Source organism: Flavobacterium sp. (assembly GCF_024642105.1).
GTDB lineage: Bacteria > Bacteroidota > Bacteroidia > Flavobacteriales > Flavobacteriaceae > Flavobacterium.
The window spans coordinates 86479-112035 of sequence record NZ_JAHEBT010000053.1; the positions used below are offsets into that span (position 1 = coordinate 86479).

19 protein-coding genes are annotated in these 25557 nt (G+C 35.4%); 15 read left to right on the forward strand and 4 right to left on the reverse strand.

The window, feature by feature from the left end; all coding sequences use genetic code 11:
- The first annotated feature begins 26 nt into the window (after window positions 1–26).
- The 4 genes from rplS (at window position 27) to Q0L65_RS08725 (ending at window position 6204) form a co-directional block, all read left to right on the forward strand.
- Window positions 27–377 (forward strand): 50S ribosomal protein L19, encoded by a 351-nt coding sequence (gene rplS, locus Q0L65_RS08710; RefSeq protein ID WP_296685365.1) that lies wholly within the window; start codon window positions 27–29, stop codon window positions 375–377.
- A 266-nt stretch (window positions 378–643) separates the two neighbouring features.
- A complete protein-coding gene (locus Q0L65_RS08715; protein WP_296685366.1) occupies window positions 644–2866 on the forward strand; it encodes an NADP-dependent isocitrate dehydrogenase in 2223 nt (740 codons plus the stop codon).
- A gap of 129 nt (window positions 2867–2995) precedes the next feature.
- Window positions 2996–5377 carry a TonB-dependent receptor gene (locus Q0L65_RS08720; protein ID WP_296685368.1) on the forward strand — a complete coding sequence of 794 codons (2382 nt, stop codon included), beginning with the start codon at window positions 2996–2998 and terminating at the stop codon, window positions 5375–5377.
- Window positions 5378–5382: 5 nt separating this feature from the next.
- Window positions 5383–6204 (forward strand): DUF4249 domain-containing protein, encoded by an 822-nt coding sequence (locus Q0L65_RS08725; RefSeq protein WP_296685369.1) that lies wholly within the window; start codon window positions 5383–5385, stop codon window positions 6202–6204.
- On the opposite strand, the gene Q0L65_RS08730 is transcribed toward Q0L65_RS08725, so the two are convergent.
- Window positions 6189–6374: a hypothetical protein gene (locus Q0L65_RS08730; RefSeq protein WP_296685371.1), complete on the reverse strand. Its 186-nt coding sequence runs from the start codon at window positions 6372–6374 to the stop codon at window positions 6189–6191. The two genes, Q0L65_RS08725 and Q0L65_RS08730, sit on opposite strands and share 16 nt — an antisense overlap.
- A gap of 28 nt (window positions 6375–6402) precedes the next feature.
- On the opposite strand from Q0L65_RS08730, the gene Q0L65_RS08735 reads away from it, so the two are divergent.
- The 7 genes from Q0L65_RS08735 (at window position 6403) to Q0L65_RS08765 (ending at window position 12326) form a co-directional block, all read left to right on the forward strand.
- Complete coding sequence (locus Q0L65_RS08735) at window positions 6403–6705, forward strand: META domain-containing protein (protein ID WP_296685372.1); 303 nt, start codon at window positions 6403–6405, stop codon at window positions 6703–6705.
- Window positions 6706–6777: 72 nt separating this feature from the next.
- Window positions 6778–7440, forward strand: a complete 663-nt coding sequence (locus Q0L65_RS08740) for a thiamine diphosphokinase (RefSeq protein WP_296685374.1) — start codon at window positions 6778–6780, stop codon at window positions 7438–7440.
- Between the two features lie 37 nt (window positions 7441–7477).
- Window positions 7478–8431: a 23S rRNA (adenine(1618)-N(6))-methyltransferase RlmF gene (gene rlmF, locus Q0L65_RS08745; protein ID WP_296685375.1), complete on the forward strand. Its 954-nt coding sequence runs from the start codon at window positions 7478–7480 to the stop codon at window positions 8429–8431.
- Window positions 8432–8558: 127 nt separating this feature from the next.
- A complete protein-coding gene (gene uvrB, locus Q0L65_RS08750) occupies window positions 8559–10550 on the forward strand; it encodes an excinuclease ABC subunit UvrB (RefSeq protein ID WP_296685377.1) in 1992 nt (663 codons plus the stop codon).
- Window positions 10551–10561: 11 nt separating this feature from the next.
- Window positions 10562–11572: a dipeptide epimerase gene (locus Q0L65_RS08755; RefSeq protein WP_296685379.1), complete on the forward strand. Its 1011-nt coding sequence runs from the start codon at window positions 10562–10564 to the stop codon at window positions 11570–11572.
- A gap of 41 nt (window positions 11573–11613) precedes the next feature.
- Window positions 11614–12075: a DUF1456 family protein gene (locus Q0L65_RS08760; RefSeq protein ID WP_296685380.1), complete on the forward strand. Its 462-nt coding sequence runs from the start codon at window positions 11614–11616 to the stop codon at window positions 12073–12075.
- Window positions 12072–12326, forward strand: coding sequence for a hypothetical protein (locus Q0L65_RS08765; protein ID WP_296685382.1), 255 nt, complete (start codon window positions 12072–12074; stop codon window positions 12324–12326). Before Q0L65_RS08760 ends, Q0L65_RS08765 begins: the two co-directional genes overlap by 4 nt.
- A 70-nt stretch (window positions 12327–12396) precedes the next feature.
- Here Q0L65_RS08765 and sucC read toward each other — a convergent pair whose 3' ends face one another.
- Window positions 12397–13590 (reverse strand): ADP-forming succinate--CoA ligase subunit beta, encoded by a 1194-nt coding sequence (gene sucC / locus Q0L65_RS08770; protein ID WP_296685385.1) that lies wholly within the window; start codon window positions 13588–13590, stop codon window positions 12397–12399.
- Window positions 13591–13997: 407 nt separating this feature from the next.
- On the opposite strand from sucC, the gene gltB reads away from it, so the two are divergent.
- The 3 genes from gltB (at window position 13998) to lysA (ending at window position 21371) form a co-directional block, all read left to right on the forward strand.
- Window positions 13998–18515 carry a glutamate synthase large subunit gene (gltB, locus tag Q0L65_RS08775; RefSeq protein ID WP_296685388.1) on the forward strand — a complete coding sequence of 1506 codons (4518 nt, stop codon included), beginning with the start codon at window positions 13998–14000 and terminating at the stop codon, window positions 18513–18515.
- 2 nt (window positions 18516–18517) lie between these two features.
- Window positions 18518–19972 (forward strand): glutamate synthase subunit beta, encoded by a 1455-nt coding sequence (locus Q0L65_RS08780; protein WP_296685392.1) that lies wholly within the window; start codon window positions 18518–18520, stop codon window positions 19970–19972.
- Window positions 19973–20153: 181 nt separating this feature from the next.
- Window positions 20154–21371 (forward strand): diaminopimelate decarboxylase, encoded by a 1218-nt coding sequence (lysA, locus tag Q0L65_RS08785; protein ID WP_296685395.1) that lies wholly within the window; start codon window positions 20154–20156, stop codon window positions 21369–21371.
- A gap of 282 nt (window positions 21372–21653) precedes the next feature.
- Here the strand turns inward: lysA and pafA are convergent, their stop codons facing one another.
- Together pafA and Q0L65_RS08795 are read right to left on the reverse strand one after the other, a co-directional pair.
- Window positions 21654–23270, reverse strand: a complete 1617-nt coding sequence (gene pafA / locus Q0L65_RS08790; RefSeq protein ID WP_296685397.1) for an alkaline phosphatase PafA — start codon at window positions 23268–23270, stop codon at window positions 21654–21656.
- A 120-nt stretch (window positions 23271–23390) separates the two neighbouring features.
- Window positions 23391–24053, reverse strand: coding sequence for an RNA methyltransferase (locus Q0L65_RS08795; protein WP_296685399.1), 663 nt, complete (start codon window positions 24051–24053; stop codon window positions 23391–23393).
- A 68-nt stretch (window positions 24054–24121) separates the two neighbouring features.
- Here Q0L65_RS08795 and purB point away from each other — a divergent pair, with 68 nt between their 5' ends.
- Entirely contained in the window at window positions 24122–25468 is a 1347-nt protein-coding gene (gene purB, locus Q0L65_RS08800) for an adenylosuccinate lyase (protein WP_296685401.1), read from the forward strand.
- Window positions 25469–25557 lie beyond the last annotated feature (89 nt).

Genomic DNA, 25557 nt, shown 5'->3' on the forward strand with positions numbered 1-25557 from the left:
TATATTAAACCATAATTAAAAATATCATGGCAGATTTAATGAAATTCGTTAAAGACGAATTTGTAACAAGAAAAGATTTCCCTGAATTTGGAGCTGGAGATACTATCACAGTTTACTACGAAATTAAAGAGGGTGAAAAAACAAGAACTCAGTTCTTTAAAGGAGTGGTAATTCAAAGAAGAGGTTCTGGTAACACAGAAACTTTTACCATCCGTAAAATGTCTGGAGCTATTGGAGTAGAGCGAATCTTCCCAGTAAACTTACCAGCTTTGCAAAAAATTGAAATCAATAAGAAAGGTGCTGTACGTAGAGCTAGAATCTTCTACTTCAGAGAACTTACTGGTAAAAAAGCAAAAATTAAAGATAAAAGAAGATAATTTACTATCTCTTAATCCTATAAGTCCCAACAATGTTGGGACTTTTTTTTGTTATATATTGCCCTTAAAATTCTCAAATTATGAATTTTACCCCTATAAAAATAACAATTTACAAATAAGGTGTTTAATCCCTGGAAATATTCGTTTTTATCCAATAGTACGAAGCGTTTTTACATCTGATTTTCATATATTTGCCCCGCTCAAAAAACGAACTCAAACGTTTGAGTAGCAAAACCATAAATAGATTCGATTTTAAAAATAAAACAATGGCACAGAAATCCAAAATTTTTTACACGCTTACAGACGAAGCCCCTTTGTTAGCAACTTATTCTTTTTTACCTATCGTTCAGGCTTTTACTGGAACATCTGATATTGAAATTGAAACAAGAGACATTTCCTTAGCAGGACGAATTTTAGCTAATTTCCCAGAGTATTTGGCAGACAATCAAAAAACGGGAGATGCTTTAGCTGAATTAGGTCAATTGGCTACAACGCCTGAAGCGAATATCATTAAATTACCTAACGTTTCTGCTTCAGTTCCTCAATTGAAAGCAGCCATTGCTGAATTACAATCTCATGGTTATGCATTACCAAATTTCCCTGAAGACCCACAAAATGACGAAGAGAAAAATGTAAAGGCAAAATACGCTAAAATATTAGGTTCAGCTGTAAATCCAGTGTTACGTGAAGGAAATTCAGATCGTAGAGCACCAAAAGCAGTAAAAAATTACGCCAAAGCAAATCCACATTCCATGGGAGCTTGGTCGGCAACATCAAAAACACATGTAGCCTCAATGGAAACTGGTGATTTTTACGGAAGTGAAAAATCAGTAACTGTTGCCGATGCTACAGATGTAAAAATAGAATTCGTTGGAAAAGACGGAAGTACTTCAGTTTTAAAAGCAAGTACCCCATTAAAAGCAGGAGAAATCATTGACAGTTCAGTAATGAACTTGAACGCTTTAAAATCTTTTGTAGCTAAAACAATCAAAGAAGCTAAAGAACAAGGTATTTTACTTTCTGTTCACTTGAAAGCTACTATGATGAAAGTATCAGATCCAATTATCTTTGGTGCCATCGTCGAAGTATATTTCAAAGACATTTTTGAAAAATATGCTGCTTTATTTGCTGAATTAAACATTGATACTCGAAATGGTTTAGGTGATGTGTATGCAAAAATTGCAGGACATGCACAACAAGCTGAAGTAGAAGCTGCCATCAATCAAGCTATTGAAAATGGTCCAGCTTTGGCAATGGTAAATTCTGAAAAAGGAATTACCAACCTTCATGTTCCTTCTGATGTAATTGTAGATGCTTCTATGCCGGCTATGATTCGTACTTCGGGACAAATGTGGAACAAAGAAGGAAAACAACAAGATACAGTAGCCATTATTCCAGACCGTTGTTATGCGGGTGTTTATACTGCAACTATCGATTTTTGTAAACAAAATGGTGCTTTTGACCCAACTACAATGGGAAGTGTTCCTAACGTAGGTTTGATGGCTCAAAAAGCAGAAGAATATGGTTCTCATGATAAAACGTTTCAAATCCAAGCAGATGGAGTGGTTCGTGTGGTAGATACAAACGGAAACGTACTAATGGAGCAAGTAGTTGAAGCTAAAGACATTTTTAGAATGTGTCAAGCTAAAGACGCTCCAATCCAAGACTGGGTTAAACTAGCCGTAAACAGAGCCCGTTTATCAAACACACCAGCTATTTTTTGGTTAGACGAAAACAGAGCACACGATAGAGAATTAATCGTAAAAGTTCAAAAATACTTGAAAGACCATGATACAACTGGTTTAGATATTCAAATTTTATCTCCTGTCGCTGCTACTAAAGCAACTTTGGAGCGAATTGTAAAAGGATTAGACACTATCTCAGTTACAGGAAACGTATTACGTGATTATTTAACCGATTTATTTCCAATTTTAGAAGTGGGTACTTCAGCTAAAATGTTATCTATCGTTCCTTTGATGAATGGTGGAGGTTTGTTTGAAACAGGTGCAGGTGGATCAGCTCCAAAACACGTAGAGCAATTCGTTGAAGAAGGCTATTTACGTTGGGATTCTCTAGGAGAATTTTTAGCTTTAGGTGCTTCTTTAGAACACTTAAGCCAAACACTTAATAATCCAAAAGCATTAGTATTAGCTGAAACTTTGGACGTAGCTACTGAAAAATTCTTGGCTAATGATAAATCACCGGCACGTAAAGTAGGGCAAATTGATAACCGTGGTTCTCATTTCTACCTTACTATGTACTGGGCAGAAGCTTTAGCAGCACAAGATAAAGATGCTTCTTTGAAAGCTACTTTCTCTCCTATTGCAAAAGCTTTCATCGAAAATGAAGCTACAATCAATTCAGAATTAATTGGCGCACAAGGAAAACCTCAAACTATTGGTGGTTATTACCAACCAAATCCTGAATTAACGAGTAAAGCAATGAGACCAAGCGAAACATTCAACGCTATCTTAGCAAAAATCGCTTAATACAATCTCATTCCTAATAATTTAAAAAGGCAACTATTTCAGTTGCCTTTTTTATTTTAACGTTTGTTTGAAAAATTTCTCACAACTTTTACTGAAATTTGCATCGCCTTTATAAGTAATAATCAAACTATGATTTCAAAAAAAATTAGCCTATTCTGTTTGCTGTTGTTGAGTTGCTTATTGGCAACAGCTCAAGAAAAATTCACCCTAAGCGGAACTATTAGTGATAGTAATAGCAACGAAACATTAATTGGAGTCAACCTCTTTATTCCTGAATTAAAAACAGGAGTAACCACAAACGAATATGGTTTTTATTCGATAACTATTCCTAAAGGCAACTATAACATTCGAATTAGCTATATGGGTTATCAAACCCTTGAAGAATCCATACAATTAAACCAAAACACCAAAACTAATTTCAAATTGTTGACTAATGAAAATACGTTAAAAGAAGTCATCATAACGGATACTAAAACAAAAACGGATATTCGGAAACCTGAAATGAGTGTCAATAAACTTTCAATTTCAGCTATCAAAAGAATGCCTGTAGTTTTAGGAGAGGTTGATGTTTTAAAATCCATTTTGTTACTTCCTGGTGTAACGAACGCTGGCGAAGGAGCCTCTGGATTCAATGTTCGTGGTGGTGGAGCCGACCAAAACCTAATTCTGTTAGATGAGGCCACTATATTTAATTCATCTCACGTATTTGGTTTTTTCTCTGTTTTTAATCCAGATGCCATCAAAGATTTAAAATTGTACAAAGGAGGTATTCCAGCTCGTTTTGGAGGCAGAGCATCTTCTGTTTTAGATATTTATCAAAAAGACGGAAGTAGTAAAGAATTTCATGCTAATGGAGGTATCGGTTTAATCTCAAGTCGCCTTTTAATTGAAGGTCCTTTGGTAAAAGATCGAGGTTCTTTCCTAATTGGAGGCCGAAGTTCGTATGCGCATCTATTCATGAAATTATCAAAAGACCAAAAAAATAATGCCGCTTATTTTTATGATTTGAATACTAAAATGAGCTACAAACTTAACCCGAACAACAACTTGTATTTATCTGGTTATTTTGGCCGCGATGTGTTTAGTTTAGCCAATAGTTTCACTAATATTTACGGAAATTCTACGCTTAACTTGCGTTGGAATCATTTATTTTCTGACAAACTATTCTCCAATTTGTCTTTAATCTATTCGGATTACTATTATGGTTTAGATTTGGATTTTGTAGGATTTCAATGGGATTCTGGAATCAAAAATTACAACATCAAATACGATTTCAAAAACTATATTTCGGACCGATTCAAATTGAATTACGGACTCAATGCAATCTATTATGATTTCAATCCTGGCATCATCAAACCGTCAAGTACTACTTCAGGAATTAACTATTCGCAATTGGATAAAAAATATGCTTTCGAACCTGCATTGTATATCAATGCTGACCAAGAACTGTCTACGAAATTCTCAGTTTCTTATGGATTGCGATACAGTTTGTTTTACCGTTTAGGACAATCCAATTTGAATGTATATGCTAATAACAATCCGGTAACTTTTAATACCAATATGCAGATTTATGAAAAAGCAACTCCTATTGGTACACAAACCTTTCAAAAAAATGATGTATTAAAAAGCTACAGTTATGTAGAACCTCGTTTTTCTTTGGCTTACCAATTCAATGAAAAGCAATCGGTAAAAACCAGTTACAATCGTATGGTACAGTACCTTCAATTAATTTCTAACACTTCTTCTCCTACACCATTGGATGTTTGGACACCAAGTGATACTTTTATCAAGCCTCAAATTGCCGACCAAGTAGCTTTGGGTTATTTCAAAAACTTTACCAATGAAAGTTACTCTTTGGAAGTTGAAGCTTATTTCAAAAAAGTACAAAACCGAATTGACTATATCGACGGAGCTGATTTGATTGCCAATAATGCTTTGGAACAGGTTATTCTTAATGGACAAATGCGATCGTACGGACTAGAAGTAATGCTAAAGAAAAGCGAAGGTCGTTTGAATGGTTGGGTTTCTTATACTTTATCTAAATCGCAACAACAAACTCCTGGCAGAACTACTTTAGAATCAGGGATAAACAACGGACAATGGTACAATTCAGCTTATGATAAAACACACAATTTAGCCATAACAAGTTCGTACCTTTTAAATGAAAAATGGTCTTTTGGAGCTAATTTCGCTTTACAATCTGGACAACCTATTACCTACCCTAACGGTCAGTACCAATACTTAGGTATCACGATTCCTAGTTACGGACTTCGAAATGAGAATCGCCTACCTGCCTACCATCATTTAGACATTTCGGCTACATTAACCCCTCGTAAGAACAACAATCGCAATTGGAAGGGCGAATGGGTTTTTAGCATTTATAATTTGTACAATAGAAAGAATGCTGCGGCGATTAATTTCAGACAAAATAGACAAACCGGAACTAATGAGGCGGTCAAAACTTCTATTTTCGGGATGGTTCCAGCTGTAAGTTATAATTTCAAATTTTAAGCATCATGAAAAAAATATATTTCTTTTCGGTTTTTATATTGAGCTTGTTGATTAGTAGTTGCGAAGAAGTTATCCCTTTAGACCTAGATACTGCTCCACCAAAATTAGTAGTTGAGGCTGCAATTGTATGGAAAAAAGGAACAACAGGAAGCACTCAAAAAATCAAATTAAGCACTACTACTAGTTACTATAGTGGGACTACAAGCAAGGTTTCAGGAGCGACTGTGTTCATAAAAAATAGTTCTAATACTACCTTTACTTTTACTGAAGTACCCAATACAGGAGAATACAAATGCTTAAATTTTGTACCCGTAATTGGCGAAAATTACACCTTAACAATAATCAGCAACGGAAATACCTATACTGCTAATGAAACATTGCAATCGGTAGCGCCCATAACTAATGTAGAACAAAACAATCAAGGTGGATTTTCAGGAAAGAATATTGAACTAAAAGCATATTACATTGATCCTATTAACATTACTAATTATTATTTATATAAATACACCTATTCAAGTCAGGTAACTTCAAATTTTTATGCCGATGAAGATGTGTTTTTTAATGGAAATCCATTTTTTAGCATTTCTCAAAACGACAAATTGAAAGCAGGAGACAAAGTGGAAATCAATCATTATGGTATTTCTAAGACCTATTTTAATTACATGTCGGTTTTAGTTAGCATTGCAGGTAACAGCGGTGGCGGGCCTTTCCAATCACCACCAGCTACCGTAAGAGGAAACATAATCAACACGACACAGCCAGATAATTTCCCTTTAGGTTACTTCTCTCTGAGTGAATATGACACTGTGAATTACGTGGTACAATAAATACAAAAATATCCAATAATGTAACCCCCAAATTTTATCCCCATGATACCCTCTAAATCTTTATTAATTGTTCTTTTTATTTTGGTAATTTCCACATCTTGTAAATCCAGTTTCATTAATACAACTGAAACAAAAAAAACTATTGTTCCAACTACAATACCTTTTGACATTACTAACAAAACTTGGAAAATAACTATAATGAATTTTGAAACTATCCAAGGAGAATCATCTGATTACTATTTAACATTGAACAAATCAACAGAAAGATTTCAGTCAAAGGCAGGTTGCAATCAAATTACAGGAGAATTCAAAATAAGTAATCAATTGATTTCATTTTCAAAAATAGCTTCGACAAAAATGTATTGTATGGAAACGATGAAAACTGAAGAAGCTTTTCTGTCAATTTTGTCGAATCCAAGTAAGTTTGCAGTTATTGATTCTTCAAGATTTGTGTTATTTAGCGATGATATGGTTATTGCTCAATTTGATTTAGTACAATAATCTCATCAGATTAATTTTCCGATATAAATAAAACTAATAATTTAAATATCTTTACAGCACAAAAAAATCAAAATGTCTTCACACCATATCGTCAGAGATGACCAAGAACCTGCTTTAATTATTGCCAATGGTGCGGCTTGCCAACCCGAGTTATTAGGACAATTATTAGAATGGTCTCCACTTGTCGTTGTACTCGACTCTGCTATGGAACGCGTGATGGAACTGGATATCAAAGTAGATGTTTTATTGGGAGATTTTGACCGTGATTTCAACCCTAAAAAATACCAAACAGAACAATTTCCAATTGAAATTATTCATACTCCCGATCAAAACAAAACGGATTTAGAAAAGGCTTTTGATTATTTAATCAAGAGAAATATTCCTGCTGTAAATGTGGTTTGGGCAACGGGACGAAGAGCTGATCATACCATAACTAATATTACTAATATCAGTCGGTATCGTGATGCATTGAAAATTGTAATCTTAGACGACCATTCTAAAGTATTTTTATTACCTAAAAAATTCGAAAAATGGTACCCTGCCAATACCCCAATTTCTTTAATTCCAATAGGACATGTAACCGGAATTCATTCTTCCAATTTATTTTACCCACTTCAAGATGATACGCTTACTATAGGTTATCGCACTGGAAGTAGCAATCATGTAGCTCAAGATGGTATTGTCACAATTGAACACGAAGAAGGCGATTTGCTAATGATGGAATGTTTTGATTAATCCATTCCAAAATTAGATTGATTATCTTTGTCTCGAAATGGAAAAACAACAAGAAAAAACAAGCACTCAAAAACCGAATTTACACCCTCGAAACCTTGATAATTCGGGCTATCATTTTGGCCAATTAATTGATTGTTGTTCTGAACTTAGGCCTTTTGTTTTTACTAATGTGCATGGCATTCAAACTATTGATTTCGCCAATCCCGAAGCAGTAAAAACGCTAAACAAGGCATTATTAACTTTTCATTTCGGAATTCAAAATTGGGATATCCCTAAAAATTACCTCTGCCCTCCTATTCCGGGTCGTGCTGATTATATTCACTATCTAGCTGACTTGTTAGCTTCAAGCAACAACGGAATTATTCCAAAAGGTGAAACTGTACAAGGTTTAGACATCGGAATTGGAGCCAATTGCATCTATCCGATAATAGGAAATGGTGCCTACGGCTGGAGTTTTGTGGGAACTGATATCGATGAAAATGCGATTCAAAATTGCAAAAAAATCATTCAAAATAATCCCCAACTAATCGACGTAATTAGTTTACAACTACAAACCGAATCGCGTTTTATTTTTAAAAATATCATTACTCCTGAAGACAAATTTGCTTTTACTATTTGTAATCCTCCCTTCCATAAATCACAAGAAGAGGCCAACAAAGGGACGCTCCGAAAAATATCCAATTTAAAACAGCAAAAAAGCAAAGAAGCGGTACTTAACTTTGGGGGTCAAAATGGCGAATTATGGTGCGATGGTGGCGAACTGCGTTTTATTACTCAAATGATTTACGAAAGTGTAAAGTACCCTTTAAATTGCATGTGGTTCACCACTTTGGTTTCAAAAAAAGAAAACCTTTCTACGATTTACAAAACTTTAAACAAAGTAAATGCTGTCGAAATAAAAACGGTTGATATGGCTCAAGGCCAAAAAATAAGTCGTTTTGTAGCTTGGACTTTTATGACTTTGGAACAACGAAAAAACTGGCAATTCTAGATTAAAACAAACTCTAATTTCACAAATTACACTAGTAATCTGCGATAGAAAATGGAATGAATTGTAATTACAAATTGGGTGCTTAGACCTCTTTTGTGTCTTGATTTGAATTAAGTATCTTTACCAAATGAATTTCCAAGTAGTATCTGATTACCAACCCAAAGGCGACCAACCACAAGCGATTGAAAAATTAGCGCGTGGAATTAATGACGGTGAACAATTCCAAACTTTATTAGGAGTAACGGGATCTGGAAAAACATTTACGGTGGCGAATGTCATTCAGGAGGTACAACGACCTACTTTGGTTTTGGCACACAATAAAACCTTGGCCGCTCAATTGTATTCGGAATTCAAACAATTTTTTCCAAACAATGCGGTAGAGTATTTTGTTTCCTACTACGATTACTACCAACCCGAAGCCTTTATGCCGGTTACAGGAGTCTTTATTGAGAAGGATTTATCCATTAATGAAGAGTTGGAAAAGATGCGTTTAAGCACGACTTCTTCTCTCCTTTCAGGCCGAAGAGATATTCTTGTGGTCGCTTCTGTTTCCTGTTTGTATGGTATCGGAAATCCCGTAGAATTTCAAAAAAATGTGATTACTTTAGAACGCGATCAAGTCATCTCAAGAACCAAATTACTACATAGTTTAGTACAAAGTTTATACGCTCGTACCGAGGCGGATTTTACTCCAGGAACTTTCCGAATTAAAGGTGATACAGTCGAAGTTTTTCCAAGTTATGCCGATGAAGCATTTCGCATTCACTTCTTTGGTGACGAAATCGAAGAAATTGAAAGTTTTGATGTCAAAAACGCACAGGTGTTAGAGAAGTTTGAAAAACTAACAATCTACCCTGCCAATATGTTTGTGACTTCGCCCGATGTTTTGCAAAATGCCATTTGGGAAATCCAACAAGATTTAGTCAAACAAGTCGATTATTTTAAAGAAATTGGAAAGCATTTGGAAGCCAAGCGTCTCGAAGAACGTACTAATTTCGATTTAGAAATGATTCGGGAATTAGGATACTGTTCAGGTATCGAGAATTATTCCCGTTACCTTGACGGACGAGAAGCTGGAACACGACCGTTTTGTTTATTGGATTATTTTCCAAAAGATTACCTTATGGTGGTAGACGAAAGTCACGTAACCTTATCGCAAGTTCATGCTATGTATGGCGGTGACCGAAGTCGAAAAGAAAACTTAGTCGAATACGGATTTCGATTGCCTGCCGCTATGGACAACCGTCCGTTGAAATTTGAGGAGTTTGAAGCGATGCAAAATCAAGTCATTTATGTCTCTGCAACGCCTGCCGATTATGAATTACAAAAAACAGATGGCGTTGTGGTAGAACAAGTCATTCGTCCAACAGGTCTTTTGGATCCTATCATTGAAGTACGACCAAGTTTGAATCAAATTGACGATTTGATTGAAGAAATCCAGCAACGCTGCGAATTAGACGAACGTGTTTTGGTGACCACTTTAACCAAAAGAATGGCGGAGGAATTAGCTAAATATTTGACCAAAGTAGCTATTCGTTGCCGCTATATTCATTCTGATGTCGATACTTTGGAGCGTATTGAAATCATGCAAGATTTGCGAAAAGGTCTATTTGATGTGTTGATTGGTGTCAACTTATTACGTGAAGGTTTGGACTTGCCTGAAGTGTCTTTAGTTGCTATTTTGGATGCCGACAAAGAAGGCTTTCTGAGAAGCCATCGTTCATTAACACAAACCATTGGACGTGCTGCCCGAAACTTGAATGGAAAAGCCATTATGTATGCTGACAAAATTACCGACAGCATGCAAAAAACGATTGATGAAACCAATTACCGAAGAACAAAACAGATTAATTTCAACGTGGAAAACAATCAAGTTCCTCAAGCCTTAAATAAAAAAATAGATTCTGCTTTTACCAAAAATCCTTTGGTCGAATACGAATTGGAACATACTTTAAACGTAGCCGCGGAACCCGAAACAGCTTATTTATCTAAATCAGAAATTGATAAATTAATTCGAGAAAAACGCAAATTAATGGAAAAAGCGGCCAAAGAATTGGACTTTATGCAAGCCGCAAAATTGCGTGACGAAATCAAAAAATTACAAGAACAAGCCGACTAATTACATTGCCGATGGAACTGATTTTAAAAGCTTACGACCTCAAATTAAAACACACTTTTACCATTTCCAGAAAATCAATTGATGTGCAGCCTTGCGTAATTGTAATTTTAAAAGATGGTGAATTAACCGGTTTTGGCGAAGCTTCTTCCAATCCTTATTACAATATTACGGTACCTATGATGATGGCTGATTTAGAAAAAATTAGATCCATCATCGAATCCTCAGGAACTGAAACACCCGAGGCTTTTTGGTCTAAAATGCATCCCTATTTGAAAGACAACTTATTTGCTTTGTGCGCTTTAGACAATGCATACAATGATTTGTACGCGCGTAAAAAAGGAAAGAAGTTATATGAATTATGGGGCTATACCATTGAAAAAAATCCATTGACTGATTACACCATCGGAATAGCTCCTATCGAAAAAATGGTAGCCAAAATGGAAGAATTACCTTGGCCTATTTATAAAATTAAATTAGGAACACAAGAAGACATTGCCATTGTGAAAGCGCTTCGACAACACAGCAACGCTATTTTTAGAATTGATGCCAATTGCGGTTGGGAAGTCGATGAAACGATTCGAAATTCAATTGAGTTGAAAAAACTTGGCGTAGAATTTTTAGAACAACCTTTACCAGCAGACGATTGGGAAGGACATAAAGAAGTGTACAACCATTCTGCCTTGCCCGTAATCGCAGACGAAAGTTGTATCAAAGAAGAAGACGTAGCGAAATGTTTTCATCATTTTCACGGAGTCAATATCAAATTAGCCAAATGTGGCGGACTTACTCCTGGAAGACGAATGATTCAAGAAGCCAAACACTTGGGTTTACGAACCATGGCAGGTTGTATGACCGAATCTACCGTGGGTATTTCTGCCATTGCCCACCTATTACCTGAATTGGATTATGTCGATATGGATGGTCCTTTATTACTAAGTGAAGATATTGCTAGTGGTGTTACCATGGAGTTCGGAAAAATTAGTTATGCTGAAGGCAACGGAACCGGAGTGCATTTATTCTAAATTAAATACTTTTTAAATGTACCTTTGTAAAAAATAAAACCATGACCAATAACGATATCTTTAAAAAATTACGTGTAGCATTGATGTTACGTGATGACCAAATAGTTGAAATTTTAGAATTAGTGGATTTTAGAATTTCAAAATCAGAATTAGGTGCGTTCTTCCGTGATGAAAAGCACGAAAACTATATGGAATGTGGCGACCAAGTGTTACGCAATTTCTTGAATGGTTTGGTGATTCATTTGAGAGGCACTAAAGAAAATCCTAAAAATCCCAATGAGGTTTTAGCCAAACACAAAGCTGAAATTCCGAAAAAAGAAAACACAAAAGATAGACCTGAATTTAAATCTAGTCCAAAAGATCCAGAAAAATCAAGAGGAGATCAGAAACCTAAATCATTTACTGGAGCAAAAAAACCGTTTAAGAAAAACAACGCTAAAGCGACTCCAAAAGTACAAGTAGTAGAAAAAGTACAATTCAAAAACGGTAAGAATAAAAAATGAGAAAACTAATTTTAAGTATAGCTGTTGTATTTTCTTTAAGTTCTTACGGTCAGACTAATTCAGCTGAAAAAACAAAAGAAATACTCCCGGAAGATATTGCAGTATTTATTGATTCTAATTTGGCAAAATCTGAAGTAGTAAAATCACTAAATCCTAATGATATTGAATCGATGAATGTGATTAAACGAGACACTATTATAGATTCTAAAAAATACAAAGGTCAAATTTTCATCAAACTGAAAAAGAAATAATCCTTCTATAAAAAAACAAAAAAATCCTGAGCTTTCACTCAGGATTTTTTATATCAATATGTTTTTCTAATTAAGAAAGTGCCGCTTGAACTTGGTCAGCTGCTTCTTGGAATTCAACAGCAGATAAGATTGGCATTCCTGAATTATCAATTAATTCTTTTGCAATGGCAGCATTAGTACCTTGTAAACGAACAATGATTGGCACTTTAATAGCGTCACCCATATTTTTGTACGCATCAACTACCCCTTGTGCCACACGGTCACAACGAACAATTCCACCAAAAATATTAATTAAGATAGCTTTTACGTTAGGATCTTTTAAGATAATACGGAAAGCAGTCTCAACACGTTTAGCATCAGCAGTACCACCTACGTCAAGGAAGTTGGCTGGTTCAAAACCTGCATATTTAATTAAATCCATAGTAGCCATCGCTAATCCAGCTCCGTTTACCATACATCCTACAGTTCCATCAAGATCCACATAATTTAAGCCTACTTCTTTAGCTTCTACTTCAATTGGATTTTCCTCACGAATATCACGCATATCAGCATATACTTTTTGTCTGTATAAAGCGTTATCATCGATATTTACTTTAGCATCAACTGCTAAAATTTTATCGTCAGATGTTTTTAATACTGGGTTAATTTCAAACATAGAGGCATCAGATCCAATATATGCATTGTATAAAGCAGTAATGAATTGTACCATTTCTTTGAAAGCGTTTCCAGAAACACCTAAATTAAAAGCAACTCTTCTTGCTTGGAATCCTTGTAATCCAACAGCAGGATCAATTTCCTCTGTAAAAATTAAGTGTGGAGTATGTTCAGCCACTTCTTCGATATCCATTCCACCTTCAGTAGAATACATAATCATGTTGCGACCTGTAGCTCTGTTCAACAAAACAGATACATAAAATTCAGACGTTTCACTTTCACCTGGATAATACACATCCTCAGCGATTAAAACTTTGTGTACTTTTTTTCCTTCTGCAGAAGTTTGAGGTGTTACCAATTGCATTCCGATGATTTGCTCAGAAATCTCTTCTACTTGTTGCAAGTTTTTAGCCAACTTAACACCACCACCTTTTCCTCGTCCACCTGCGTGAACTTGTGCTTTAACTACGTACCAACCTGTTCCGGTTTCTGCAGTTAATTGTTTCGCTGCAGCAACAGCTTCTACTGGACTATTAGCTACAATTCCGCGTTGAATGCGAACTCCATAACTAGCTAGAATTTCTTTTCCTTGATATTCGTGTATGTTCATAATTAAGAATTTGTCTGCTTCTCTGAAATTATTTCAGAATAAAAGTGCCACAAAAATAACAAAATAATATACATACAATATATTTTTTTCATTAAAAACGAATAGGACTCAAATTATATTCGAAGCTTTCTCGAAAACAATACTTTTTTAATAAAATTTAAATAAAACAAACTAATTTGTTACAAAAAATAACATTCTGTTATATTTCTGTTTTTAGCCTAAAAATCGGCATTTTTAAGGCGATTTTAGCTTGCCATATTGTCAATACCTCAATTCATTCACATTTTAATAACAATATCTTCATTTATACAAGCGTTTTCTATTATTTTGGTAAAAATCAGCAGAAAAGAGGTTTTGAATTCGGTAAATAGTACGAAATATTTAATTTTGTAAAAAAATTATCAAGCATGAAAGTTAAAGAACAAGGCCTTTATTTACCAGAATTTGAGCACGACAATTGTGGTGCAGGATTTATCTGTAATTTGAATGGAATCAAGTCGAATGATATTATTCACAAAGCACTTGACATCCTAATAAAGTTAGAGCATCGTGGTGCAGTAAGTGCCGATGGAAGAACGGGAGATGGAGCTGGAATTTTATTTGATATTCCGGACGCTTTCTTCAAAAAAGTATGTAATTTCGAGTTGCCTGAAGTTCGTGAATATGCTGTAGGTATGCTTTTTTTACCAAAAAGTCAAAATCAAGTTGATTTTTGTATCACTACTTTTGAAAAGTGTGTTCAAGATCAAAATTTACAAATATTAGGTTGGAGAGACGTACCAGTTGATGTGTCTAATTTAGGACAAGTAGCTGCGGAAAAAGAACCAACTATTAAACAAGTATTCGTTGGTAAAAACGGATTCAATCTTACAGAACAAGAATTCAATGCTAAATTATTTGCTGCAAGAAAGATTTCGGAGCATGCTATCCGTAATTCTAAAACTTCAGAAAGTCACAAATACTACTTCACTAGTTTATCAACCACTACTATTATATATAAAGGTTTATTGATGCCAGAAGACATCAGTAGATATTATACTGATTTAACAGATACGGATTTGGTAACTCGATTGGCTTTAGTTCACCAACGTTTCTCTACCAATACCTTCCCTTCTTGGGATTTGGCTCAACCATTTAGATACATGTGTCATAATGGAGAGATCAATACCTTGAGAGGAAATGTGAGCCGTATGCGTTCTCGTGAAGAATTGATGGAAAGTCCAATTTTTGGAGAAGACATCAAAAAATTATTCCCAATTATATTAGAAGGAAAATCCGATTCAGCTTCTATGGATATGGTAGTTGAGTTATTATTGATGACTGGACGTTCTTTACCAGAAGCAATGATGATGGTTGTTCCTGAAGCTTGGGAAAAACACCAAACCATGTCGAAAGAGAAAAAAGCGTTCTACGAATACAACTCTTGTATCATGGAGCCTTGGGATGGCCCTGCTTCTATTCCGTTTACTGATGGAAATGTAATTGGAGCTTTATTGGATAGAAATGGACTACGTCCTTCTCGTTATACTTTGACAAAAAGTGGATTCGTAATCATGTCTTCTGAAATTGGTGTATTGGATATCGATCCTGAAGATGTAATTCAGCACGGCCGTTTAGAACCAGGAAAAATGTTCTTGGTAGACATGAACGAAGGTAGAATTATTGAAGATGAAGAAGTTAAAAATGCTGTTGTTACCAAACGTCCTTACCAAAAATGGTTGGATGGAAATTTAGTTCAATTGGCTCAAATTCCTTACACAAACAACCCTATCCCAACAGAAAGTGTTGATTTCCACACAAGACAACGTTTATTTGGTTATACTATTGAGGATTTAAAAACTATCATTAACCCAATGGGAGCAAAAGGTGCTGAAGCCATAAGTTCTATGGGTAATGATACTCCACTGGCTGTTTTGTCTGAACAACCGCAACTATTATACAACTATTTCAAACAATTATTTGCTCAGGTAACGAATCCACCTTTGGATGGTATCCGTGAGGAAATCATTACTGATATTAGTTTAGCTGTGGGTGGGGATTTCAATATTTTTGATATTGATGAAAAACACAGTAAAAAAATCAAAATTCAAAATCCAGTTATCTCTAACGAGGATTTAGATAAAATAAGAAACATTGATCACGCCGATTTCAAATCAGTTACTATTTCTACTTTATACAAAATAGAAAAAGGAGTTAACGGTTTAGAGCGTTCATTAGAAAAATGTATTCAAGCTACTTACAAAGCGGTTTCTGAAGGATGTAACATTGTTATCCTTTCAGATAGAGGGGTTACTGAGAAATTAGCTCCAATCCCAATGTTATTAGCCTGTTCTTACATTCACCATACCTTAAATAAATTAGGAGTTCGTTCTAAATTCGGTATTATCATCGAATCGGCTGAGCCACGTGAACCACACCACTTTGCTTTATTATTTGGATATGGTGCAAGTGCTATCAACCCATATATGGTAAATGAAATTATTCATGACCAAGTAAATGAAGGACACATCACTGGAGTAAAAGCAGATTACGCTATTACTAACTACAATAAAGCGATTGCAAAAGGTATCGTTAAGATTATGAATAAAATTGGTATCTCTACCTTACATTCATATAAAGCGGCTCAAATTTTTGAAATTCTAGGTCTGAACAAATCGTTTAGCACTAAATATTTCCCTTTCACTCCTTCTCGAATTGAAGGTATTGGATTAATGGAAGTAGAAAAAGAAATTAAGAAAAGACACCAAAAAGCGTTCCCTAATTCTAAAATAGCTAATTTATTGCCTTTAGAAATTGGTGGTATCTACAGATGGAGAAGATCAGGTGAGAAACACATGTTCAACCCTACTACTATTGCTAAATTGCAACAAGCAGTTCGTTTAAACAGCCCAGAAGCCTACCAACAATACTCTGATATGGTCAACAATCAAAGTAAAAACTTGATGACGATTAGAGGTTTATTTGAATTCAACAATTTAGATCCGATTTCTATTGACGAAGTAGAACCTTGGACAGAAATCGTTAAAAAATTCAAAACTGGAGCTATGTCTTATGGATCTATCAGTGCTGAAGCTCACGAGAATTTAGCGATTGCCATGAACAGAATTGGTGGTAAGAGTAACTCTGGAGAAGGTGGTGAAAATCCAAAACGTTTCCAAAAAGAATTAAACGGTGACTCAAAAAATAGTGCTATCAAACAAGTAGCATCAGGACGTTTTGGTGTGTCAATTAACTATTTGACTAACGCTAAAGAAATCCAAATTAAAATGGCTCAAGGAGCAAAACCTGGTGAAGGTGGTCAGCTTCCTGGAGAGAAAGTAGTGCCTTGGATTGCAGAAACAAGAAATTCAACACCTTATGTTGGATTAATTTCTCCTCCTCCACACCACGACATTTATTCTATTGAAGATTTATCACAATTAATCTTTGACTTGAAAAATGCCAACCGTGAAGCACGTGTAAACGTAAAATTAGTTTCTGAAGTGGGTGTTGGAACTATTGCTGCGGGTGTTGCCAAAGCAAAAGCCGACGTAATCTTAATTTCTGGATACGATGGAGGTACTGGTGCTGCACCATTAACTTCCTTACAACATACAGGTATTCCATGGGAATTGGGATTAGCCGAAGCACAACAAACTTTGATTCTAAATGACTTAAGAAGTCGTGTGGTTTTAGAGTGTGATGGACAATTAAAAACAGGTCGTGACGTAGCTATTGCTGCTTTATTAGGAGCAGAAGAATTCGGATTTGCAACCGCTCCATTAGTAGCTTCAGGTTGTATTATGATGAGAGCTTGTCACTTGAATACTTGTCCAGTAGGTATCGCTACACAAGACCCTGAATTGAGAAAGAATTTCAAAGGAACTCCTGAGCATGTAATTAACTTCATGTATTTTATTGCTGAAGAGTTACGACAAATCATGGCTCAATTAGGATTCAGAACGTTGAAAGAAATGGTAGGTCAATCACAAAAATTAAATGTGAACAAAGCGATCGATCATTACAAAGCAAATGGCTTGGATTTATCAACTATCCTTTACAAACCAGAAAAAGCAAACGTAGTTCCAAATCACAATACTACAACTCAAGATCACGCTTTAGAAAACGTATTGGATTTTGATATTATCAAAGCAGCTATTCCTTCTATTTATAGAAAAGAGAAAACAAGAGTTACTTTCAATATCAAAAACACAGACCGTTCAGTTGGTGCAATTTTAAGTAACGAGATTTCTAAAATATACGGAGCACAAGGACTTCCAGACGACACCATCTTAGTAGACTTTACAGGTTCTGCTGGACAAAGTTTTGGAGCTTTTGCTACGAATGGATTGTCATTCAAAATCCACGGTAACTGTAACGATTACTTAGGAAAAGGGCTTTCTGGTGGTAAATTAATCATCAAAGTACCACCTACGGCAACTTTCAAACCAGAAGAGAACATCATCATTGGTAACGTTGCTCTTTACGGAGCGATTACTGGTGAAGCCTATATCAATGGTATGGCTGGAGAGCGTTTTGCAGTACGAAATTCTGGTGCAACAGCAGTTGTAGAAGGAATTGGAGATCACGGTTGTGAATACATGACGGGTGGTAACGTAGTGATTTTAGGTAAAACAGGTAGAAACTTTGCTGCTGGTATGAGTGGTGGTATTGCTTATGTATATGACCCTGAGAAAAAATTCGATGCCACTGTTTGTAATATGGAAATGGTCGCTTTCGAAGAAAACGAAGCAGAAGACATTACTAAATTGAGACGTTTGATTAAAAATCATTCTATGTATACTAATAGCCCATTAGCAAAACGAATTTTAGCGGATTGGGAGAATCAACAAAAACACTTTATCAAAGTGATGCCAACAGATTACAAAAAAGCATTACAAAGATTGGCAGAAGAAAATAAAGTTGAAGAATTAATAGCACAATAGTCATGGGAAAGATAGGTGGATTTAAAGAATATAGTAGAGCGGATGAAAGTAATATCGCTGTAGCAGAACGTGTTTCTAATTACAATGAATTTACAGTTTCGTTATCGAAAGAAAAAATAAAAGAACAAGGTTCAAGATGTATGGATTGCGGTATTCCGTTCTGTCATAGTTCCTGTCCGTTAGGAAATTTAATTCCTGATTTTAACGACATGGTACACCAAGAAGAATGGGAAAGCGCTTTAGCTATCTTGCAATCAACCAACAACTTCCCTGAATTTACTGGAAGATTATGCCCTGCTCCATGCGAAAAATCATGTGTATTAGGTATCATCAAGGAACCAGTTGCTATTGAAAATATTGAAAAAAATATTATCGAAAGAGGTTTTGCTGAAGGTTGGATCAAACCACAAGTTCCTGCACAAAGAACAGGTAAAACGGTAGCTGTTGTAGGTTCTGGACCTGCTGGATTAGCTGCCGCACAACAATTGAACCGTGCCGGTCATACCGTAACCGTTTTTGAAAGAGACAATGCTATTGGAGGTTTATTGCGTTACGGAATTCCAAACTTCAAATTAGAAAAAGGAATCATCGACAGACGTGTTGCTATCTTAGAAGCAGAAGGAATCACTTTTAAAACCAACGTTCACGTTGGTGTCAACTTCAGTGTAGATGAATTAAATGCTTTTGATTCTGTTGTGCTTTGTGGTGGTGCTACCGAAAGAAGAGGCTTACCTACTAAAGGTGCTGATGCTAAAGGTGTAGTGCAAGCGATGACATTCTTAACACAGCAAACTAAAGTAGTTTGGGGAGAATCTGTTCCTGACCAAATTTTAGCTACTGGTAAAGATGTAATCGTTATTGGTGGTGGAGATACTGGTTCTGACTGTGTGGGTACTTCTAACAGACAAGGAGCAAAATCAGTAACTAACTTTGAGATTATGCCAAAACCACCAGTTGGAAGAAGCGAATCGACTCCTTGGCCTTACTGGCCGTTACAATTGAAAACTTCGTCTTCGCACGAAGAAGGTTGTAATAGAAACTGGTTGATTAACACCAAAGAGTTCATCACTAATGATAAAGGCGAATTAACGGCTTTAAAAACAGTGGAGGTAGAATGGAAAATCGTTCCAGGACAACGCCCTGAATTAATTGAAAAGGAGGGTTCAGAAAAAATATGGCCTTGTGACTTAGCGTTATTAGCACTTGGATTTACAGGTCCTGAGAAAACGTTAAGTGAGCAATTAGGCATTGAGACTGATTTCAGAACTAATTATAAAGCAACTAACTACCAAACCAATGTACCTCACATTTTCACTGCTGGTGATATGAGAAGAGGACAATCATTAATTGTTTGGGCTATCTCTGAAGGTCGTGAAGCGGCTAGAGAAGTAGATTTGTTCTTAATGGGATCAACTAACTTACCTACAAAAGGTAACGGAGACTTACCTAGTTTGTAAAAACAACACAACACACTTAACATCCCTTGGTATTGTATATCAAGGGATGTTTATTTTTATAAAATACACAAAATCACATTTAATGTTTAAAAACAAACATTTTGTTATATTTTGTTAAAGAATTCCATTTTATTTGTTTGTGAGAAGAAAGAATAATAAATTTGCTCAAAATTAGAATCCAATGCAAGGAAAAGACTTATTACAATTAGCAGAACAATTTGGTAGCCCCTTATATGTTTATGATGCCGAAAAAATACAATCTCAATACAACCGATTAACCAAAGCGTTTTCTAAAGTAGATACCCTTCGCATTAATTATGCTATGAAAGCATTATCTAATGTAGCCATTCTTCAATTATTGAGAGATATGGGTTCTGGTTTAGATACAGTTTCTATTCAAGAGGTTTTACTAGGATTACACGCAGGCTATGCTCCTGAAAAAATATTCTTTACTCCTAACGGTGTTTCTTTAGAAGAAATCGAAGAAGTTGCTGCTATGGGAGTGCAGATCAATATTGACAACTTGTCTATTTTAGAGCAATTTGGAACTAAATATCCAGAGACACCAGTTTGTATTCGTATCAATCCACACGTAATGGCGGGAGGAAATACCAATATTTCTGTAGGTCATATTGATAGTAAATTTGGTATTTCAATTCATCAATTGCCACACTTAATTCGTATTGTAGAAAATACAAAAATGAATATTGTGGGGATTCACATGCACACAGGATCGGATATTTTAGATATTGAAGTATTCTTGTATGCTGCTGAAATCTTATTTGATGTGGCTAAAAACTTCAAAAACTTAGAATTCTTAGATTTTGGAAGCGGTTTCAAAGTACCGTACAAAAAAGACGATATTGAAACGGATATTGAAGAGTTGGGTAAAAAATTATCAAAACGTTTCAATGATTTCTGTACGGAGTATGGTAAAGATTTGACATTAATCTTTGAACCTGGAAAATTCTTAGTGAGTGAGGCAGGATTCTTCTTGGCAAAAGTAAATGTGGTAAAACAAACTACTTCTACTGTTTTTGCAGGAGTGGATAGTGGTTTCAACCATTTGATTCGTCCAATGTTGTACGGATCACAACACCATATCGAAAACATTTCTAATCCTGAAGGAAAAGAGCGTTTCTATTCTGTTGTGGGTTATATCTGCGAAACGGATACTTTTGCAAACAACAGACGAATAGCTGAAATTAATGAAGGTGATATCCTTTGTTTCAGAAATGCAGGAGCTTATTGTTTCTCTATGTCATCGAATTACAATTCAAGATACAAACCAGCCGAAGTATTATGGCTGAATGGTCAAGGTCATTTAATTCGTGCCAAAGAATCGTTTGAAGATTTATTACGCAATCAAATTCCGTTGCCAGTTGCAGCAACTGTTTAATACACAAAAAAATCCCGCTCTAATGAACGGGATTTTTTTATAAAAACATTTCGTCCCTACGGGACTTTTTATTTGAACACAGGTTTTTTTTACCAATATACTGTCCCGATGGGACAATATGAACAAGTAAATTGAAGTAAAAACTTTTTTATTTACTCATTATCTACACAAAAATCCCATAGGGATTAAATTTAGGTAATTAACAGTAAACACCTCACTGCAAAGTCCCGTAGGGACTACATTTATTCTGGTAAAATCTTAATTAAATAATCCTTTTTAAATTTATTTTTTCTCTAACAACTCCTCCAAAACTTCTGCTTCTGTTCCATTGGTAAAAGGAATTTTCAACAATTGTGAAAGCGTAGGCGCAATTTGAGTAATGTGTTTTTTAGTATGAGAGTTGCCTTTTGGCACATGCCAACCATAAAATAACATCGGTACGTGCGTGTCATAACTATTTGGAGAACCGTGAGTAGTTCCCGTCTCAATGTATTCCATATAACCTGCTTTGTCCAAAATAAAAATATCTCCATTTTGCTTTGGGTCATATCCTTTAGCAATAAAACTTAAAAAATAATCGTCTCCTGTCGAAGTTAGAATTTCTTCTTCGGTATAGACACGTTTCACTTGGTCTTGCGTCATTAAAAAGTCTTTGAAACTTTGTTTCACTTTGGCCAATTCCAAACCTTTTTCTTTCAATACTGATTTATTAAAGAACAAATTGAAATTTGAATAATTCAATACTACATCAACTCCAAAAGTGTCTACAGAAAATTTTCTCAAAGCAGCATCAACATTTTTAACCGGTACATTTTTCACATTGTATTTGTTGTCTTTCAAATAATTTGGATTCTCAGCTCCAGCGTGATCTGCAGTTAAAAACAATACATAATTGTCTTTTCCAACCGTTTGGTCTAAATACGTCAAGAACTTAGCTAATGTCAAATCCAAACGCAAATACGTATCTTGTAATTCCATAGAACGAGGCCCAAAAGTATGTCCCACATAATCTGTTGAAGAGAAACTTACTGTCAAGAAATCAGTAATCGCGTCTTTACCTAATTGTTCTTTATCAATAGCTCTTATGGCTAAATCAGCCAAAATATCATTCCCAAAAGGAGTAGTTCGCAATACATCAGCTCCTTTTTCGTCGTATATTTTTTTCAAATTATACGGAAAAACGGGTCCTGTGGTTTTATCTATTTTACCTTCATACGGGTTATCATCTACTAAACTTTCATCATAAGTAGCAACTGGTTTTAACAAATCCCAACCACCGTTGATGTAATTCATATAACGCTTTTCGTTATTAAATTCCGTTACCCATTCCGGCAAACTAGCCCCATAAAATGTACTCGAAATAAACGCTCCGGTTTTACTGTACCAATACGCACCATTAGCAAAATGCCCTGCCGGTAAAATAGCGCCACGGTCTTTAATACTCATGCCTATGACTTTTCCTCTAAAGTTAGTAGCCATTCGCAATTCGTCAGTAATAGTAGTGCTTAACAAGTTCTTAGGCGACATAGCGCCTTCTTTATCTGTTCCGTCGCCAAGCGTTTTCACACTAGCATCATCCGTACAATACATCTCTTTTCCAGTAGCACGATTGAACCATTCGTTACCTACAATTCCGTGTGTAGCAGGTGTTGTTCCGGTGTAAATAGAAGCATGTCCTGGAGCCGTATAAGTAGGTACATAATTGTAATGCATGTTATGAAAAGTATATCCTCCGTTCATAATACGCTTAAAACCGTTAGCAGAAAAATCATCTGAAAAACGATACAAATATTCCATTTTCATTTGGTCCACCACAATTCCAACTACCAATTTTGGACGTTGTTGCGCTTGAACAGTCAAAACAAGACTAAAAGTCAAAAACAATACTAATTTCTTCATATTAGGTAAATTTTATTATACTACTTTATACTATCCAAAAATACTGATTAAATTGGATAATTATTTTCAAAAAAGGCTTTTTGAATAAATTTAATTTAAAAATAACATAGAAGGAGGATTCTATTTTGGATTTTCTTCAAAATAGCGTTTTTCAATGCGTTTGATGTCTTTGATGGAATTTTTGGCCCAGGCCAATCTCTTCTCCAAAATTTCTTCTTCAGATAATTGCCAATTGATATCCGAATTACGAAGTCTGTTGGTCAAATTCTGAATGATAATCGCTGCCGATACCGAAATATTCAAACTCTCTGTAAATCCTACCATTGGAATTTTCAAAAATCCATCGGCTTCTTTCATAATTTCTTCTGACAAACCGTCTATTTCTGTTCCAAAAAACAAAGCGCTGGGTTTAGAAATATCGAAATTTTCCAATAAGCAGTCATTCTCGTGTGGCGTAGTGGCAATAATTTGATAGCCTTTATTTCGTAACGTTTGCACGCAAGCAGAAGGCGTTTCGTAGGTAGTAATATCCACCCATTTTTGAGCACCCATCGCAATTTGTTTGTCGATACTTTTCCCGTAACGTTGTTCAATTACATTCAATTCTTGGATTCCAAAAACTTCGCAACTGCGCATTACTGCACTCGTATTGTGCATTTGAAAAACATCTTCTACTGCTATTGTAAAATGATTGGTTCTATTTTTCAGGACATTCAAAAAGCGTTCTTTTCGATTGTCTGTCAAAATATTTTCAAGAAAATTAAGGTAATCAATATCAATCATTGTCTCTTTTTTGGAGGCAAAAATAGTAAAAAGGTTTATATTTGCACTTTCGAAAAAACAACACAAAAATGACTACTCTAAACGAATTGAATGCCATCTCTCCTATCGACGGAAGATACAGAAATAAAACCCTTTCTTTAGCTCCTTTTTTCTCGGAAGAAGCTTTAATCAAATACCGCGTTTTAATTGAGATTGAATACTTCATTGCTTTGTGTGAAGTGCCTTTACCTCAACTTAAAAATGTAAATTCCAATTTATTCGATAGTTTGCGTGCTATCTACAAAAATTTTTCTACCGAAGATGCGCTTTGGATTAAAGAAACCGAGAAAGTAACCAATCACGATGTGAAAGCGGTAGAATATTTCATCAAGGATGCTTTCGAAAAATTAGGTTTATCAGAATACAAAGAATTCATTCACTTCGGATTAACTTCTCAAGATATTAATAATACAGCGATTCCGCTTTCGACAAAAGAAGCGTTTGAAAAAGTATACATGCCCTCTTTAATTGGTTTGATTTCAAAACTAAAAGAATTAAGCACCGAATGGCGTGACATCCCAATGCTAGCACGTACTCACGGACAACCCGCTTCTCCTACTCGTTTAGGAAAAGAAATTGGTGTTTTTGTAGAGCGTTTAGAAGAGCAAATGCGTTTGTTGTTCAATATTCCGTTTGCAGCTAAATTCGGTGGTGCCACTGGAAATTACAATGCCCACCACGTGGCGTATCCACAAATTGATTGGAAACAATTTGGCGATACCTTTGTAGAGAACAATTTAGGTTTACACCACTCCTTCCCTACTACACAAATTGAACATTACGATCACTTTGCTGCTTTTTTTGATGCCTTAAAAAGGATCAACACCATTATCATTGACTTGGATCGAGACATTTGGACGTATGTGTCAATGGAGTATTTCAAACAAAAAATCAAAGCAGGAGAAATTGGTTCTTCGGCTATGCCCCATAAAGTAAACCCTATTGACTTTGAAAATTCAGAAGGTAACTTAGGAATTGCCAATGCTATTTTTGAACATTTATCGGCTAAATTGCCTATTTCAAGATTGCAACGTGATTTAACTGACAGTACTGTTCTACGAAATATTGGTGTACCCATGGGACACACTATTATTGCTTTTGAGGCGACCTTAAAAGGATTGAACAAATTGTTGTTAAACGAACCAAAATTCCACGAGGATTTAGAAAGAAACTGGGCGGTAGTCGCCGAAGCTATCCAAACCATTCTACGTCGTGAGGCGTATCCAAATCCTTATGAAGCATTAAAAGGTTTAACCAGAACGAACGAAGCGATTACCAAAGAATCGATTCATAGTTTCATTGCAACTTTAGAGGTTAGCGATGCTATTAAAACGGAATTAATGCAAATTACACCAAGTAATTTCGTGGGGATTTAAATTAAGTAATCAGTTCTCAGCATATCAGTAAACAGATGATCCTACTAATTTATTTTAGTAGGATTTTTTTATTTAGTATAATTGATTAC

Excerpts from the sequence above, each read along its gene's own strand:
- Q0L65_RS08725 (WP_296685369.1), top strand. The coding sequence starts at position 5,383 with ATGAAAAAAATATATTTCTTTTCGGTTTTTATATTGAGCTTGTTGATT.
- Q0L65_RS08755 (WP_296685379.1), top strand. The coding sequence starts at position 10,562 with ATGGAACTGATTTTAAAAGCTTACGACCTCAAATTAAAACACACTTTT.
- Q0L65_RS08765 (WP_296685382.1), top strand. The coding sequence starts at position 12,072 with ATGAGAAAACTAATTTTAAGTATAGCTGTTGTATTTTCTTTAAGTTCT.
- rplS (WP_296685365.1), top strand. The coding sequence starts at position 27 with ATGGCAGATTTAATGAAATTCGTTAAAGACGAATTTGTAACAAGAAAA.
- pafA (WP_296685397.1), bottom strand. The coding sequence starts at position 23,270 with ATGAAGAAATTAGTATTGTTTTTGACTTTTAGTCTTGTTTTGACTGTT.
- gltB (WP_296685388.1), top strand. The coding sequence starts at position 13,998 with ATGAAAGTTAAAGAACAAGGCCTTTATTTACCAGAATTTGAGCACGAC.
- Q0L65_RS08760 (WP_296685380.1), top strand. The coding sequence starts at position 11,614 with ATGACCAATAACGATATCTTTAAAAAATTACGTGTAGCATTGATGTTA.
- Q0L65_RS08740 (WP_296685374.1), top strand. The coding sequence starts at position 6,778 with ATGTCTTCACACCATATCGTCAGAGATGACCAAGAACCTGCTTTAATT.
- lysA (WP_296685395.1), top strand. The coding sequence starts at position 20,154 with ATGCAAGGAAAAGACTTATTACAATTAGCAGAACAATTTGGTAGCCCC.
- Q0L65_RS08795 (WP_296685399.1), bottom strand. The coding sequence starts at position 24,053 with ATGATTGATATTGATTACCTTAATTTTCTTGAAAATATTTTGACAGAC.
- Q0L65_RS08720 (WP_296685368.1), top strand. The coding sequence starts at position 2,996 with ATGATTTCAAAAAAAATTAGCCTATTCTGTTTGCTGTTGTTGAGTTGC.
- Q0L65_RS08715 (WP_296685366.1), top strand. The coding sequence starts at position 644 with ATGGCACAGAAATCCAAAATTTTTTACACGCTTACAGACGAAGCCCCT.
- Q0L65_RS08735 (WP_296685372.1), top strand. The coding sequence starts at position 6,403 with ATGAATTTTGAAACTATCCAAGGAGAATCATCTGATTACTATTTAACA.
- rlmF (WP_296685375.1), top strand. The coding sequence starts at position 7,478 with ATGGAAAAACAACAAGAAAAAACAAGCACTCAAAAACCGAATTTACAC.
- Q0L65_RS08780 (WP_296685392.1), top strand. The coding sequence starts at position 18,518 with ATGGGAAAGATAGGTGGATTTAAAGAATATAGTAGAGCGGATGAAAGT.
- uvrB (WP_296685377.1), top strand. The coding sequence starts at position 8,559 with ATGAATTTCCAAGTAGTATCTGATTACCAACCCAAAGGCGACCAACCA.
- Q0L65_RS08730 (WP_296685371.1), bottom strand. The coding sequence starts at position 6,374 with ATGTCAAAAGGTATTGTAGTTGGAACAATAGTTTTTTTTGTTTCAGTT.
- purB (WP_296685401.1), top strand. The coding sequence starts at position 24,122 with ATGACTACTCTAAACGAATTGAATGCCATCTCTCCTATCGACGGAAGA.
- sucC (WP_296685385.1), bottom strand. The coding sequence starts at position 13,590 with ATGAACATACACGAATATCAAGGAAAAGAAATTCTAGCTAGTTATGGA.